12 protein-coding genes are annotated in these 14,013 nt (G+C 70.9%); 5 read left to right on the forward strand and 7 right to left on the reverse strand.

Annotation, left to right across the window (positions count from 1 at the left end; translation table 11 throughout):
• Positions 1-50: 50 nt before the first annotated feature.
• From BLQ49_RS15025 to BLQ49_RS15040, 4 genes are all read right to left on the reverse strand, one after another.
• Positions 51-1,205 (reverse strand): acyl-CoA dehydrogenase family protein, encoded by a 1,155-nt coding sequence (locus tag BLQ49_RS15025; RefSeq protein WP_091716948.1) that lies wholly within the window; start codon positions 1,203-1,205, stop codon positions 51-53.
• 138 nt (positions 1,206-1,343) lie between these two features.
• Positions 1,344-2,540: an acyl-CoA dehydrogenase family protein gene (locus tag BLQ49_RS15030; protein ID WP_091716950.1), complete on the reverse strand. Its 1,197-nt coding sequence runs from the start codon at positions 2,538-2,540 to the stop codon at positions 1,344-1,346.
• 2 nt (positions 2,541-2,542) lie between these two features.
• Positions 2,543-3,727 carry an acetyl-CoA C-acyltransferase gene (locus BLQ49_RS15035; protein ID WP_091716952.1) on the reverse strand — a complete coding sequence of 395 codons (1,185 nt, stop codon included), beginning with the start codon at positions 3,725-3,727 and terminating at the stop codon, positions 2,543-2,545.
• A gap of 100 nt (positions 3,728-3,827) precedes the next feature.
• A complete protein-coding gene (locus BLQ49_RS15040) occupies positions 3,828-5,897 on the reverse strand; it encodes a 3-hydroxyacyl-CoA dehydrogenase NAD-binding domain-containing protein (protein ID WP_091717043.1) in 2,070 nt (689 codons plus the stop codon).
• Positions 5,898-6,220: 323 nt separating this feature from the next.
• On the opposite strand from BLQ49_RS15040, the gene BLQ49_RS15045 reads away from it, so the two are divergent.
• From BLQ49_RS15045 to BLQ49_RS15060, 4 genes are all read left to right on the forward strand, one after another.
• Positions 6,221-7,237 (forward strand): NAD(P)H-dependent flavin oxidoreductase, encoded by a 1,017-nt coding sequence (locus tag BLQ49_RS15045; RefSeq protein WP_208859062.1) that lies wholly within the window; start codon positions 6,221-6,223, stop codon positions 7,235-7,237.
• Between the two features lie 186 nt (positions 7,238-7,423).
• Positions 7,424-8,179 carry an enoyl-CoA hydratase-related protein gene (locus tag BLQ49_RS15050; protein ID WP_091716954.1) on the forward strand — a complete coding sequence of 252 codons (756 nt, stop codon included), beginning with the start codon at positions 7,424-7,426 and terminating at the stop codon, positions 8,177-8,179.
• Positions 8,176-8,991 carry an IclR family transcriptional regulator gene (locus BLQ49_RS15055; RefSeq protein ID WP_091716957.1) on the forward strand — a complete coding sequence of 272 codons (816 nt, stop codon included), beginning with the start codon at positions 8,176-8,178 and terminating at the stop codon, positions 8,989-8,991. Before BLQ49_RS15050 ends, BLQ49_RS15055 begins: the two co-directional genes overlap by 4 nt.
• Before the next feature lie 172 nt (positions 8,992-9,163).
• Positions 9,164-10,366, forward strand: coding sequence for a CaiB/BaiF CoA transferase family protein (locus BLQ49_RS15060; protein WP_091716959.1), 1,203 nt, complete (start codon positions 9,164-9,166; stop codon positions 10,364-10,366).
• Between the two features lie 9 nt (positions 10,367-10,375).
• On the opposite strand, the gene BLQ49_RS15065 is transcribed toward BLQ49_RS15060, so the two are convergent.
• Both BLQ49_RS15065 and BLQ49_RS15070 read right to left on the reverse strand, forming a co-directional pair.
• Positions 10,376-11,341: an NAD-dependent epimerase/dehydratase family protein gene (locus tag BLQ49_RS15065; protein ID WP_091716961.1), complete on the reverse strand. Its 966-nt coding sequence runs from the start codon at positions 11,339-11,341 to the stop codon at positions 10,376-10,378.
• 41 nt (positions 11,342-11,382) lie between these two features.
• Entirely contained in the window at positions 11,383-12,627 is a 1,245-nt protein-coding gene (locus tag BLQ49_RS15070) for a complex I NDUFA9 subunit family protein (RefSeq protein WP_091716963.1), read from the reverse strand.
• 221 nt (positions 12,628-12,848) lie between these two features.
• Here BLQ49_RS15070 and BLQ49_RS15075 point away from each other — a divergent pair, with 221 nt between their 5' ends.
• Positions 12,849-13,067: a hypothetical protein gene (locus tag BLQ49_RS15075; protein ID WP_091717047.1), complete on the forward strand. Its 219-nt coding sequence runs from the start codon at positions 12,849-12,851 to the stop codon at positions 13,065-13,067.
• Positions 13,068-13,074: 7 nt separating this feature from the next.
• Here BLQ49_RS15075 and BLQ49_RS15080 read toward each other — a convergent pair whose 3' ends face one another.
• Positions 13,075-14,004 (reverse strand): MBL fold metallo-hydrolase, encoded by a 930-nt coding sequence (locus BLQ49_RS15080; RefSeq protein WP_091717049.1) that lies wholly within the window; start codon positions 14,002-14,004, stop codon positions 13,075-13,077.
• Positions 14,005-14,013: the final 9 nt, after the last annotated feature.

The following is a 14,013-nucleotide window of genomic DNA, read 5'->3' on the forward strand; positions in this document are numbered from 1 at the left end:
CAACACCCCACCAAAGGGCTCGCCCTTTGGAAACCCCTTGTTCGCCGGGGTTACGCCGCCAGCAGCCCGTTCTCGTCCTGCGTGATCCGGCGCAGGTGGTGGGCGGTGTCGCCGAGCTGGTACTCGATCATGGCGAGCCGCTTGAAGTGGTGGGCGCCGATGTACTCCAGCGTCATGCCGATGCCGCCGTGGAGCTGGACCGCCTCCTGGCCGACATAGCGGCAGGCCTTGTTGATCTGGACCTTCACGGCTGACAGGGCCGCGGCCCGCGCTTTGGCGTCGGCCGTGTCCACCATCATGGCGGCGTACAGCGCCATCGAGCGGGCCTGCTCCAGCTGGATCAGCATGTCCACGGCCCGGTGCTGCAGGGCCTGGAACGAGCCGACGCTGACGCCGAACTGCTTGCGGGTCTTGAGGTATTCCACCGTCAGCTTGTGGAGCGCGTCCATGGAGCCGACCGCCTCGGCGGCGAGCGCCGCGATGCCGTGCTCCACCACCCGCTCCAGGAGCGGCAGGCCGCCTTCCGGATCGCCGAGCGCCGCGTCGGCCGGCAGCGTGACATCCGAGAACGAGACCTCGGCGGCCCGGCCCCCATCCTGGGTCGGATAGGCCTCGATGGCGACGCCCGCGGCATCGGTCGGGACCAGGAACAGGCCGATCCCGTGCGGGTCGCGCCGCTCGCCCGAGACCCGGGCCGAGACCACCATCAGCCCGGCCGCGTCGGCATTCGGCACGACGCTCTTGGCGCCGCTCAGCACGAAGCCGTCGCCGCTGCGCCGGGCCGTGGTGGCGACGTCCGCGAGATCGTAGCGGGACTGGCGCTCGGTGTGGGCGAGGGTCAGGCGTAGGTCGCCCGCGACGAGGCCGGGGACGAGGCGTTCCTTCTGCGCCGCGCTGCCGCCGAGCCGCAGGGCCGTCGAGCCGAGGACGAGGCTCGCCAGCAGCGGCTCGACCACGAGGTTGCGGCCGACCGCCTCCATGACCAGCAGGGTCTCGACCGGGCCGCCGCCGAGCCCGCCCTCCTCCTCCGAGAACGGCAGGCCCGTGACGCCGAGTTCGGACAACGCCGTCCAGCCCTCCGCGGGGAAACCCAGCGGCGCCTTCAGCCGCGCCTGCCGGCTCTCCAGGGACGGGTACAGATCGGCGGCCAGCCGCTCGACGCTGTCGCGCAGGAGCGACTGGTCCTCGTTCAGGTCGAAATCCATGGTGGTGTCCTCTGCCCCCTCTCCTCCCCCTTGTGGGGAGGAGCCGGAGGTGGGGGTGGTGCAGACGGCACCATCACGCTCGATCCTGAGCCACCCCCACCCCTGAACCCTCCCCACAAGGGGGAGGGGAAATCCTGCTCACAACCCCAGAATGCCCTTGGCAATGACGTTGTGCTGGATCTCGTTCGAGCCGCCGTAGATCGAGACCTTGCGGTTGTTGAAGTAGCTCGGCGCCGCCGCGTCGACCCAGTCGAAGCCCCCGGGCAGGTTGTTGGCCCCGGCCCCACGCGCGGGCGCCGCGAGGGCGAAGGGGCCGGCGAGCTCCACCAGCAGCTCGGTTGCCGCCTGCTGGAGCTGCGAGCCGCGGATCTTCAGGAGCGAGGAGGCGGGGTCCGGCTCGACCGAATCCGCCCTGCCCTGCTTGGCCGCCACCCGCATCTGGGTGATCTCCAGCGCCTTCAGCTCGACCTCGACCTCCGCGACGCGGGTCCGGAAGGCAGGATCGTCCCACATGGTGCCCGAGCCGGCCGGCATCTCCCGGGCGAGACGCTTGATCCGGGCGATCCGCTCCTTGGTCAGTCCGATCCGGGCGATGCCGGTGCGCTCGTTGGCGAGCAGGAATTTCGCGTAATCCCAGCCCTTGTTCTCCTCGCCCACGAGATTCTCGACCGGCACGCGGACAGAGTCGAAAAAAACCTCGTTGACCTCGTGCCGGCCCTCCAGGGTGAGGATCGGGCGCACGGTGATGCCGGGGCTCTTCATGTCGATGAGCAGGAAGGAGATGCCCCGCTGCTTCTTGGCCTCGAAATCGGTGCGGACGAGGCAGAAGATCCAGTCGGCGTGCTGGCCGAGCGTGGTCCAGGTCTTCTGGCCGTCGACGACGTAGTGGTCGCCGTCGCGCACCGCCTTGGTCTTCAGCGAGGCGAGGTCGGAGCCGGCGCCGGGCTCGGAGAAGCCCTGGCACCACCAATCGTCGAGATTGGCGGCGCGCGGCAGGAAGCGCGCCTTCTGGTCCTGCCGCCCGAAGGTCGCCAGCACCGGGCCGAACATGTAGCAGTTGAACTGCTGCGGCAGCGGCACCGCCGCCTGGAACAGCTCTTCCGTGTAGATGTAGCGCTGGATCGAGGTCCAATCCCGGCCGCCCCATTCCTGCGGCCAGTGCGGCACCGCCCAGCCCTTGGCGTTGAGGATTCGCTGGCTGGTGACGTAATCCGCCTTCGAGAGGCTGCGCCCCTCCGAGACCTTCTTGCGGATCTCGGCCGGAATCTCCGTCCGGCAGAAGGTCCGGACCTCGTCGCGGAACGCGATCTCTTCCGGCGTGAAGCGGAGATCCATCGTCAGCCCCCGATCTCGAACAGGCCGGCGCAGCCCTGGCCGCCGGCGACGCACATGGTCACGACGGCGTAGCGCGCCCCGCGGCGGCGGCCCTCCAGCAGGGCGTGGCCGACGAGCCGCGCCCCCGACATGCCGAACGGGTGGCCGACCGATATGGCGCCGCCGTTGACGTTGACCTTCTCGGGGTCGATCCCGAGCGTGTCGCGGCAATAGACCGACTGCGACGCGAAGGCCTCGTTCAGCTCCCACAGGTCGATGTCGGCGACGCGGAGGCCCTGCCGCTCGAGGAGCCGCGGCACAGCGAAGACCGGACCGATGCCCATCTCGTCCGGCCCGCAGCCCGCCGAGGCGAAGCCCCGGAACGTGCCGAGCGGCGTGAGGCCCCGGCGCGCCGCCTCGTCGGCCGACATCAGCACCGAGGCCGAGGCGCCGTCCGAGAGCTGGCTGGCATTGCCCGCCGTGATGAAGGCCCCCTCCCCGCGCACGGGCTTGAGCTTGGCGAGACCCTCCAGATTCGTGTCCGGCCGGTTGCCCTCGTCCTTGGCAAGCCGCGTCTCGACCTCCCGGGTCTCGCCGGTGGCCTTGTCGGTCACCGCCATCACGGCGGATATTGGGACGATCTCATCGTCGAACAGCCCGCGCGCCTGCGCGTCGGCCGTGCGGCGCTGGCTCTCCAGGGCGAATTGGTCCTGCGCTTCCCGGGAGATGCCATAGCGCTCCGCGACGATATCGGCGGTCTCGATCATCGGCATGTAGATCGCCGGCAGGTGGGCCTCCAGCCACGCGTTGCGGGTCAGCTCCCGCTGCACCTTCGGCTGGACGAGGCTGATCGACTCGACGCCCCCCGCCACAGCGACCGGCACGCCATCGAGGATGATGCGGCGGGCCGCGCTGGCGACCGCCTCCAAGCCCGAGGCGCAGAAGCGCGAGACCGTGACGCCGGCTGACGCGACCGGGATCCCCGCCACCAGGGCCGCGTGGCGGGCGACGTTGCCGCCCGTGGCGTTCTCCGGATAGCCGCAGCCGAGCACCACCTCCTCGACCGCCTCGGGCTCCAGCCGCGCCCGGTCCAGGGCGCCGCGGATCGCGTGGGCCGCGAGGTCGGCGCCGCGGGTGAGGTTCAGCGCGCCGCGATGGGCCTTGCCGATGGGCGTGCGGGCGGTCGCGACGATCACCGCGTCGGTCATGCCGAAATCCTCCGGGGTTTCCAAAGGGCGTCACGCCCTTTGGTGGGGTGTCGGGGCGAAGCCCCGACGGATCGGGCCTCGGCCGCCAACCGACACGGCATCAGGCCGCCTTCCAGTCGGCGAAGCGGCCGCCGTCTTCGGCGAGCTTCTTCAGGAGCGGCGCCGGCTCCTGGCTGTCATCGCCGGTCTCGGCCGCGAAGCGGGACAACGCCTCGGCGACGGTCTTCAGCCCGACCGTGTCGGCCCAGTGCATCGGGCCGCCCCGCCAGGCGGGCCAGTTGTAGCCGTTGATCCAGATTGTATCGATGTCGCTCGGCCGGGCCGCGATGCCCTCCTCCAGGATCCGCGCGCCTTCGTTGACCATCGGGTACATCAGCCGCGCCACGATGTCGTCCGGACTGAAGCTGCGGCGCGCGATGCCGTGCTCGGCGGCGACGCGCGCGATCAGCGCCTCGACCTCCGGATCGCGGGTGCCGGTGCGGGCGCCGTCCGGGTAGAGGTAGAAGCCGCGGCCGGTCTTCTGGCCGTAGCGGCCCATTTCGGCGAGGGAATCCGCCACCGGCGCCCGGCCGCCGAAATCCTTGCGCGAGCGCCAGCCGATATCGAGCCCCGCGAGGTCGCTCATGGCGAAGGGCCCCATCCGGAAGCCGAACCCGGTCACCGCCGCATCGACCTCGTGGGGCAGCGCGCCTTCGAGCAGCAGGCGCTCGCCGGCGCGGCTGCGGCGCTCCAGCATGCGGTTGCCGACGAAGCCGAAGCAGACCCCCACCGTCACCGGCAGCTTGTTGAGGCGCTTGCCGAGATCGAGGGCGGTGGCCAGCACGTCCGGCGCGGTTTTTTCCGCACGGACTACCTCCACCAAGCGCATCACGTTGGCCGGGCTGAAGAAGTGCAGGCCGAGCACGTCCTGCGGGCGGTTCGTCACCGCCGCGATGGCGTTGACGTCGAGATAGGAGGTGTTGCTGGCCAGGATGGCGCCCGGCTTGGCGATGCCATCGAGCTTGGAAAAGATTTCGCGCTTGACGCCCATATCCTCGAAGGCCGCCTCGATGACGATGTCGGCCTGCGCGGCGTGCTCCAGGCCGATCGCCCCGGTGATCCGGCCGATCCGCTCGTCGCGCTGGGCTTCGGTGATCGAGCCGCGCTTAGCCGAGCCAGCATAGAGGCCCTTCACCCGGTCGAGGCCGCGGGTCAGAGCGCCCGCCTCCGTCTCGATCACCATCACGGGGATGCCCGCATTGGCGAAGCACATGGCGATGCCGCCGCCCATCGTGCCGGCGCCGATCACCGCGGCCGCGTGGATCGGGCGCCGGGGCGTATCCTTCGGCAGGCCTGGAACCCGGGCCGCCTCCCGCTCGGCGAAGAAGGCGTAGCGCAGGGCCTTCGAGCGCGGATCCTCCACCAGCGTGCGGAACTCGGCCCGCTCTACCGCGACAGCGGCATCAAAGTCCTGCTCCAGACCGGCACGCACCGCCCGCGCCAGGGCGTGGACGTTGGTGGCGTCGGGGTCGCGCTTCACCGCCTCGGCGGCCAGGGCCTCGAATTTTTCGCGTGCTTCCGGAGTCAGCTTCTCGGCCCGGTCACGGACCCGCGGAAGCGCACCCGAATCGGCGATCTCCAGGGCGCGGGTGCGGGCCGCCGCCACGAGATCGCCGAGCACCACGGCATCGACGATGCCGAGCGCAGCCGCTGTCTCGGCCGAGACCTGCTCGCCGGTGAGCATCATCGGGAAGGCAGCATCGGGCCCGATCAGGCGCGGCAGGCGCTGCGTACCCCCCGCCCCCGGGATGATCCCGAGCTTGATCTCCGGCAGGCCGAGCTTGGCGGCGGGCGCGGAGACGCGGCCGTGGCAGGCCATGGCCAGTTCGAGGCCGCCGCCGAGCGCCACGCCATTGATCGCGGCAACCACTGGCTTCGGGCTGGCATCGAGGCGGTCCAGGATGTCGGGCAGGCTCGGCGGCTGCTGCAACTTGCCAAACTCGGTGATGTCGGCCCCACCCACGAAGACTTTGCCCTCGGCGGCCAGCACGATGGCACGCACCGAATCGTCCGCGATGGCCTGTGCCAGGGCCCCGTCGAGGGCCGCCCGCAACGCGGCGCCGAGTGCGTTGACCGGCGGGTTGGCGAGCGTGAGCACGGCCACGCCGCCATCGACCTCCTGACGAACCACGCGGAACTCCAAAAATGTTCTGCAATGCAGAATAGATGACTGCAATTCGGCGGGATGTTGGTCTGGGGGCCGCGCTGCGTCAAGGCAGATTTGCTTGACTGCGAGAACACGCCGTCACGTTCTGCAATGCAGAAAGACCGTGGCGAGATTGGTTTGACCGCTGCCCCTGGGCCATGCCATCAAAACGGTTCCGGGCAAGACTCCGGCGCCGCCGAGCGACCAAAGACCCGTCTTGCCGGAACCCGGGGGAGAACCGCTGTGCGCAGCATCGATCGGTGTGAAAGCGCCCGTCCGGCGCGGGATCAGTCGGTAGGGCTCGCGCCGTGAGCGACGGCCCCGAGCAGCCCTCCGCTGGGCGCCTGCCCGAGAGCCTGCGCGGGCGGCTCGCCCTGCCGGTGATCTGTGCGCCGATGTTCATCGTCTCCGGCCCGGAGCTGGTGATCGCCCAATGTCTGTCGGGTGTGGTCGGCTCCTTCCCAGCACTGAACGCCCGCCCGGCCGAGCTGCTGGACGAATGGCTTACCCGGATCACCCGCACCCTCGCGGAGGCCCGAGCCGTCGATCCGTCAAAGAAAATCGCACCCTTCGCGGTGAACCAGATCGTCCACGCCTCGAACGACCGGCTGGCGCAGGATGTCGAGGCCTGCGTCCGGCACCGGGTGCCGATCATCATCACCTCCCTGCGGGCGCCGGACGCGGTGATCCGCCCGGTCCACGCCTATGGCGGGGTGGTGTTCCACGACGTCACCAATGTCCGCCATGCCGAGAAGGCACTGGAGGCTGGCGTCGATGGGCTGATCCTGGTCTGCGCCGGGGCGGGCGGGCACGCGGGGACGCTGAGCCCCTTCGCGTTGGTCGGCGAGATCCGGCGGTTCTACGACGGTCCGCTGATCCTGTCGGGGGCGATCACCTCGGGCGCTTCGATCCTGGCGGCCCAGGCCATGGGCGCCGACCTCGCCTATATGGGCACCCGCTTCATCGCCACCCGGGAGGCGAACGCGGTCCCCGCCTACAAGGACATGATCACCGGCAGCGCGGCGTCCGACATCCTCTACACCCCCTATTTCACGGGCGTCCCGGGCAACTACCTGACGCCAAGCATCCGCGCCTCGGGGCTCGATCCCGACGCGTTGCCGGTGCGCGACAAGACCGCGATGAATTTCGGCAGCGCCAGCGTGAAGGCGTGGCGGGACGTCTGGGGTGCCGGCCAGGGCGTCGGCACCATCGCGGACGCGCCGGCCACGGCCGATCTCGTCGCGCGGCTCGCCCGGGAATACGCGGCGGCGCGGGCGCGAATGGCCGGGGTGTCGGCGGAGTACACGGGGGAGGCTGCGCCGTGAGCGTCAGGACGCGCCGGCCCATCGCAGAGCACGCGGCTCTCTCCTCCCCCTTGTGGGGAGGAGTTGGAGGTGGGGGTGGTGCAGAAGGCACCAGAACGCTCGATCCTGAACCACCCCCACCCCTAGCCCCTCCCCACAAGGGGGAGGGGAAAAGCGTTCCGCTCCAGAGCACCGTCGGCCCGACCGATGCCTGAATCCGCCCCCTCAACCATCCGCCTCGCCGATCCGGAGCCCGGGATCCGGCTGGTCACTATCGACCGGCCGGAGCGGCGCAACGCCCTCGATCGCGCCGCCTATGCGGGGCTGACCGAAGCTTTCCGGGCGGTGGCGGAGGATGAGGGCGTGGCCGCCGTGGTGCTCACGGGCGCGGGCGGCTGCTTCACCGCCGGCAACGATCTCAAGGATTTCCAGGATGTCGAGACCGGGGGCGACAGCCCCGGCTTGACCTTCCTGAAGGCCCTGCGGGCCTGCCCGAAGCCGGTCGTGGCGGCGGTGGAGGGGCACGCGGTCGGCATCGGCACGACGCTGCTGCTCCATTGCGATCTCGCCTATGCAGGGGATAGCGCCCGGTTCCGTCTGCCGTTCACGGCTCTGGGCCTCAGCCCCGAGGGCGGATCGAGTTACCTGCTGCCCCTGGTGGCCGGATCGAAGCGGGCCGCCGAGCTGCTGATGCTCGGCGAGCCGTTCACGGCCGCGGAGGCCGTATCGGCTGGCCTCGTCAACGCCGCCGCGCCCGAGGGGACGGCCCTGGAGGTGGCCCTCGCCAAGGCGCGGTCGCTCGCCGCCCTGCCCCGAACCTCGATTGCCGCCACCAAGCAGGCCCTGCGCCGCGGCCAGGGCGAGTCCGTCGCCCGCGCGCTCGCCGAGGAGGCGGAGGTGTTCCACGCGCTGCGCCGCGGTCCGGAGGCGCAGGCGGCCTTCGCGGCGTTCCTGCGCCGATGACCGCCGGAGAGACCCTGCTCGCCGAGCCCGATGCCGCCGGGTCCGGCCCCAAGGAGGACCGCCACTTCGTCACGGCTTTGGCCCGGGGTCTTTCGGTGCTCGCCTGTTTCGGCCCGGGCCGGACGAGCCTCGCCAATCACGACATCGCCGAGGCCTGTGGCCTGCCGCGCTCCACCGTGTCGCGGCTCACCTACACGCTGACCAAGCTCGGCTATCTCCAGCACGAGCCCGAGCTCGGCCGCTACCGGCTCGGCACCGCGACCATCGCGCTGAGTTCCGCGGCGCTCGGCGGGCTCGACGTGCGGGCCATCGCCCGGCCGGTCCTGCGGGCGGTGGCGGAGGCGGCCAACGCCTCGGTGGGGCTCGGCGTGCGCGACCGGCTCAGCATGCGCTACGTCGAGTGCCAGCGCGGCCCAGCGGCGATCTCGCTCAACCTCGATACCGGCTCGCGCATCTCGCTCGCCCGCAGCGCCATGGGCCGGGCCTACGTGGCGGTCTGCCCCGACCGGGAGCGCGCGGGCATCTACGAGGATCTGGAGGCCCTGGACCCGGTGGCGTGGCCCGCGCTCCGCGCCGGCCTCGACCGGGCGGTGGAGGAGCACCGGGAGATCGGTTGCTGCACCTCCTTCGGCGAGTGGCAGGAGACGGTCTGTGCCATCGCGGTCGGATTTCATCCCGGCGGCGGCCTGCCGCCCATGGCGGTCAATTGCGGTGCCCCCACCGTCATCACCGATGCGCGCTTCCTCCTGGACGTGGCGCGCCCGAAGCTGATCGAGGCCGTGCGCAGCCTCGACGGTGTCATGGGAGCTTGAGCCGTGAAGACGAGGTTTCCAAAGGGCGAGCCCTTTGGCGGGGTGTCGGGGCGGAGCCCGACGATCGGGCGAAGCCCGGCACCAGGGCTCTGCCCTGGACCCGCAAAAGGTCGAAGACCTTTTGAAACCAGGACTTTCTCGAGCCAAGACCCCCGTACCGAGGACCCCTCTGATGGATGCTGATCCGGCTCACGATCTGCCGCTTGCCGGGATCCGGGTGCTCGACCTGTCCCGGGTGCTCGCGGGTCCCTGGTGCGCGCAGGTGCTCGGCGACCTCGGCGCCGACGTGATCAAGGTCGAGCACCCCGAGCGCGGCGACGACACCCGCGACTGGGGCGTGCCGACCAGCCCCGGCAACACCTCGTATTTCGACAGCGTGAACCGCAACAAGCGCTCGATCGGCGTCGATCTCGCCACGCCGGAGGGGCTGGCAATCGTGAAGGCGCTCGCCCGCGAGAGCGACGTGCTCGTGCAGAACTTCAAGACCGGCGGGGCCGACAAACTCGGCCTCGGCTACGCGGCGCTGTCGGCGGAGAATTCCGGGCTGATCTACTGTTCCATCGCCGGCTATGCATCCGACGGCTCGGAGGCGGGCCGGCCCGGCTACGACCTCGTGGTGCAGGGGGAATCCGGCGTGATGGCGCTGAACGGCGAGGCCGGGGGGCCGCCCCTGAAGTTCGGGGTCGCGGCGGTGGACCTGTTCACCGGCCAGTTCGCCGCCCAGGCCGTGCTCGCGGCCCTGTTCCAGCGGGAGCGGACCGGGCGCGGCAAGGCGATCGACCTCGCCCTGTTCGATTGCGGTGTGGCGCTGACCTCCTATTACGGCCTGGAGGCGCTGGCTCGGGGCATCGACCCGCCGCGCTACGGCAACGCCCATCCCTCGATCGTGCCCTACGGGGTGTTCGAGGCGGCGGACGGACCCGTGGTGATCACGGTGGGTAACAACGGCCAGTACCGGCGCTTCTGCGAGCAGGTGCTGGAGCGGCCGGATCTCGTCGCCGATCCGCGCTTCGCCACCAACCTCGACCGCTCGAAGAACCGCGCCGCCTTCATCCCGGTGCTGGAGGCCGCGCTCGCCCAGTGGCAGCGCGGCCCGCTGATCGCCAAGCTGCGGGCGGCCGGCATCCCCTGCGGCGAGGTGATGGGCCTGCGGGAAGCCTTGACCTGCGACCGGGCCCGGGAGGCCGGCCTCGTGGTCGGCGGCGCCGACAACGCCCACGTGATCGCCCCGCCCTACCGGCTCGACGGGCAGCGCCTGCCGGTGCGCCGAATGCCGCCCGGGCTCGGGGCTTCGAGCGCGGAGATCCTGGCGGAGCAGCTGGACTATCCGGCGGAGGCGCAGGAGGCGCTCAAGGCGAAGGGGGTGGTGCGGTAGGCGCGCGCCTCATCCTCCGCTGCGCGCCGCCGCCAGCCGCGCCCGGGCATCGTCCAGCACCCGGTTCAGGGCCGCGTCCCAGGCGACCCGCGGCCGCCAGCCGGTCATGGCGCGCAGCAGCCCGGCATCGCCGGCCGCCATCGGGATCTCGGCCGGGCGCACCCGCTCCGGCGCGACCCGGATCTCGAAGGGCACCCGGGCGCGGGTGCGCAGATCTTCGAGCACGCTGGCGATCGTGCGCGGCTGCCCGGAGCTGATGTTGAACACGCTGCCATCCGCCAGGGTCTCCGCCCGGCCGATCAGGTCGACATAGGCCTGCGCCACGTCCGCCACGTCGAGGAAGTCGCGGTAGGAGGAGAGATTGCCGACCTCCAGGCAGGGCGGCACCAGCCCGGCCTCGATCCGGGCGATCTGGCCCGCGAAGGAGGCCACCACGAAGCGCTCGTCCTGGCCGGGTCCGATGTGGTTGAACGGCCGCAGCACCACGAATTTCACGCCGATCCGGGGCAGCAGATCGCGCAGCAATTGCTCGCCGACCCATTTCGACCGGGCGTAGGTGTTGCGCGGCAGCGGCTCGGCCGCCTCGGTCAGCGCATGGCCGGCCAGGAAGGCGCCGCCGTAGACCTCGCCCGAGCTGACATCGAAGAACGTGCAGCCCGGCACGGCCTCGACGGCAGCGACGAGGTTCATCAGCCCGTTGACGTTCACCCGCCAGGTCTGCCCGGGCCCACTCGTGGAGTCCGCCACCGAGGCGAGGCCCGCCAGGTGCAGGATCTCGGTCGGCCGGAAGCGTGCGACGAAGCCGCGGAGCGCCGCTTCGTCGAGGAGATCGATGGTCTCGTAGGTCACGCCCTCCGGCAGCCGGGGCGCGGGGCCGCGGCCGATTCCCGCCACGCGGTCGCCCGCCGCAATCAGGAGCGGCAGGACGTGCCCGCCGACGAAGCCGGCGGCGCCGGTGACGAGGATGCGCCTCACGTTCAGGCCGTGGCGGCGCAGGTGCGGATGTGGCTCACCATCTAGCTCGGCTTCCGGGTCCCCCAGCGCACGCCCATGCCGGTCGGGGTGGCACCCGGCGAGCTTCCGGCATCGGCGCCGATCGCCGGACCCGAGGCGGTCTGGGGCCGGTGCTGGGAGCTCGACGCCAGCGTCCGTGGCGCCATCGTGTCGGGGACCTCGGACAGGTGCTCCAGGTCCCGCTCGGTGGCGAACTGACCGGCCTTCCGGTAGGTCCAGAGGTAGCCCGGCACCACCGCCTCGGCGGCGGTCGGGATGATCCCCATCCCCTCGAAGGTCCGGCCCTCGGCCTTGGCGGCCTCCGACACGATGTTGTCGTTCTGGAGCAGGATGACCTGATCGCGGGTGAGCTTGAGCGTGTCGGGCAGGAGGCCGAAGGTCAGCGTGTCGGCGATCTCGAGGAGACGAGCCTGGAGCTTGGCCGCCGGCAGGGGCAGATCGACCACGACGCGTTTGCGCCGGATGGTCTTCAGCATGTAGCGCACGAAGTGCTCCAGCGTGCCCACCTCCGGGCCGCCGAGCTCGTAGACCTTGCCGCCCGGGATCGTCCCGTCGACCGCGCGGGCGATCGCCTCCGCGACATCGCCCACGAAGGCGGGTTGGAAGCGCGACTGGCCGCCGGCCAGGGGCAGGACCGGGAGCGCCCGCGCGAGGCCGGCGAAGCGGTTGAAGAAGCCGTCCCCCGGCCCGAAGATCAGCGAGGGGCGGAGCACCACCGCGTCCGGGCAGGCGGCGAAGACCTTCGCCTCACCCTCGGCCTTGGTGCGGGCGTAGAGCGAGGGCGAGGCCGGATCCGCCCCGATCGCCGAGACGTGGATCATCCGGGCGCCCTGCCGGGCGGCCGCGCGGGCGATCGTCTCGGCCCCGTCGACCTGCAGACGCGCGAAGCTCTGGGAGCCGGTCTCCTGCAGGATGCCGACGAGGTTGATCAGCACGTCGGCGCGCTCGGCGGCGCGGTTCACCGAGTCGGGGTAGCGCAGGTTCGCCTGGACGGCCACGATCTGGTTGACCTGACCCAGGGGCTGCAGGAACAGCGCGAGGTCCGGTCGCCGCACCGCGACGCGGATCCGGTAGCCGCGCTTGGCCAGCGCCCGCACCACGTGCCGCCCCAGGAAGCCGGATCCGCCGTAGATCGTCACGAGCTGATCCTGCGGGCGCAGCGGGCCCGGAATCACCGGGACGGCGGCGCCGCTGTCCCGGTGCGTGTTCGCGTTCGCGGTGGTGTTCGTGGTGTCTGGGCCGGTCATCGCCGTGGTCTCGGGCTCCGCGCGCGCCCCGGGGCGCCGTAACGGGGCCTACTTAGAGCGGGGGTGGAGGGCGTTGCAATCAGGCGCCGCGCGAAGATCGCGGTTTGCTACGCTTCCTGATGTCGAACGGCTCCGCCGGGGGCACGGAACGGCTGCCGGTCCCGCGCATTTTCCGGTCTTCCGCGTCGCATCGGAAGGCGCGGTTCACCGGAGTACGTTTGATGATTGTCGGGATGCTCGTCTCTGCGGCGATCGCCGTCTTCGGGCTGCTCGTCGCCCTCGGCCGGATCGGCCATCCGATCGATGATCAACTCGTCAGCAACTACGGCTGGAGCATCCTGACCATCGGTATCGCCCTGTTCGTGCTGTTCGGCTTCGGCTGGTTCAACCGGACCCGCAAAGCGCGGTCCTCGGCCCGCACCCTCGGCCGGTCCGCCTGAGGCGGGATCAGGCGACCTTGACCCGGCGGCGCACCTCGCGCGCCACGGTGGGCCTGCGGCTCACGGACTGCGGGGCGCCGACCGTGATACTCTGGGATTCGCGGGCGATGAAGGCGGTGGGCATTTCGGCCTGAAGATCGGCCTCCATGTCGCGCAGCGCCGTGTCGGAATGGGCCGGGTGCAGGTGGATGATGGCCAGTGCCTTCACGCCGGCAACCTGCGCCAGTTCGACACCCTTCTGCCACGTGGAATGGCCCCAGCCCCGGCAGGTCGGGTACTCGCCGTCCGTGAACATGCCGTCGTAGACCATCAGGTCGGCCCCGGCGACGAAGTTGGCGAGCGTCGGATCCGGCCACGGATCGCTGTGTTCGATGTCGCTGATCAGGCACAGGCGCCGGCCGCCATGCTCGAACCGGTAACCCACCGAACCCTGCGGGTGGTTCAGCGCGATCGTGTCGACGCGCGTCCCATCCGGGAAGGTCAGGGTCTGCCCGGCCTCGAACCCGTGGTGGTTGAAGGTGCAGCACAACTTGTCGAGTGTAACCGGGAAGAGTGGCGGTGCGAACAGCCGGTCGAGGGTCGGGCCGGCCGACTCCCCGCCGAGGTTGCCGCAATAGGTGTTGATCACCCGGTCGCAATCGAGAACCGCGGGCTTGAAGAAGGGCAAGCCCGCCGTGTGGTCGAGGTGCAGGTGGCTGAACAGCAGATCGACTTCCCGGGGCAGGTCGGTCCGGTGACCCTGGCCGAGGTTGTAGATGCCCGAGCCCGCATCGACGATGAACAGGCGCTGCCCGCAGCGGACCTCGAGGCACGGGGTGCTGCCGCCGAACTCGACGTATTGCGGGCCGCTGACCGGGGTCGAGCCGCGGACGCCCCAGAAGCGCAGTACGAGATCCTGATTGGCCGCCGGACTGGTCGGCCCACACGAGTTGGACATGGCGATCAC

It is taken from the genome of Methylobacterium phyllostachyos, from assembly GCF_900103445.1.
GTDB lineage: Bacteria > Pseudomonadota > Alphaproteobacteria > Rhizobiales > Beijerinckiaceae > Methylobacterium > Methylobacterium phyllostachyos.

What these genes read in the sequence shown, in the direction of transcription:
- BLQ49_RS15025 (WP_091716948.1), bottom strand. Translation starts at nt 1,205, where the DNA reads ATGGATTTCGACCTGAACGAGGACCAGTCGCTCCTGCGCGACAGCGTC.
- BLQ49_RS15030 (WP_091716950.1), bottom strand. Translation starts at nt 2,540, where the DNA reads ATGGATCTCCGCTTCACGCCGGAAGAGATCGCGTTCCGCGACGAGGTC.
- BLQ49_RS15035 (WP_091716952.1), bottom strand. Translation starts at nt 3,727, where the DNA reads ATGACCGACGCGGTGATCGTCGCGACCGCCCGCACGCCCATCGGCAAG.
- BLQ49_RS15050 (WP_091716954.1), top strand. Translation starts at nt 7,424, where the DNA reads ATGCCTGAATCCGCCCCCTCAACCATCCGCCTCGCCGATCCGGAGCCC.
- BLQ49_RS15055 (WP_091716957.1), top strand. Translation starts at nt 8,176, where the DNA reads ATGACCGCCGGAGAGACCCTGCTCGCCGAGCCCGATGCCGCCGGGTCC.
- BLQ49_RS15060 (WP_091716959.1), top strand. Translation starts at nt 9,164, where the DNA reads ATGGATGCTGATCCGGCTCACGATCTGCCGCTTGCCGGGATCCGGGTG.
- BLQ49_RS15070 (WP_091716963.1), bottom strand. Translation starts at nt 12,627, where the DNA reads ATGACCGGCCCAGACACCACGAACACCACCGCGAACGCGAACACGCAC.
- BLQ49_RS15075 (WP_091717047.1), top strand. Translation starts at nt 12,849, where the DNA reads ATGATTGTCGGGATGCTCGTCTCTGCGGCGATCGCCGTCTTCGGGCTG.
- BLQ49_RS15080 (WP_091717049.1), bottom strand. Translation starts at nt 14,004, where the DNA reads ATGTCCAACTCGTGTGGGCCGACCAGTCCGGCGGCCAATCAGGATCTC.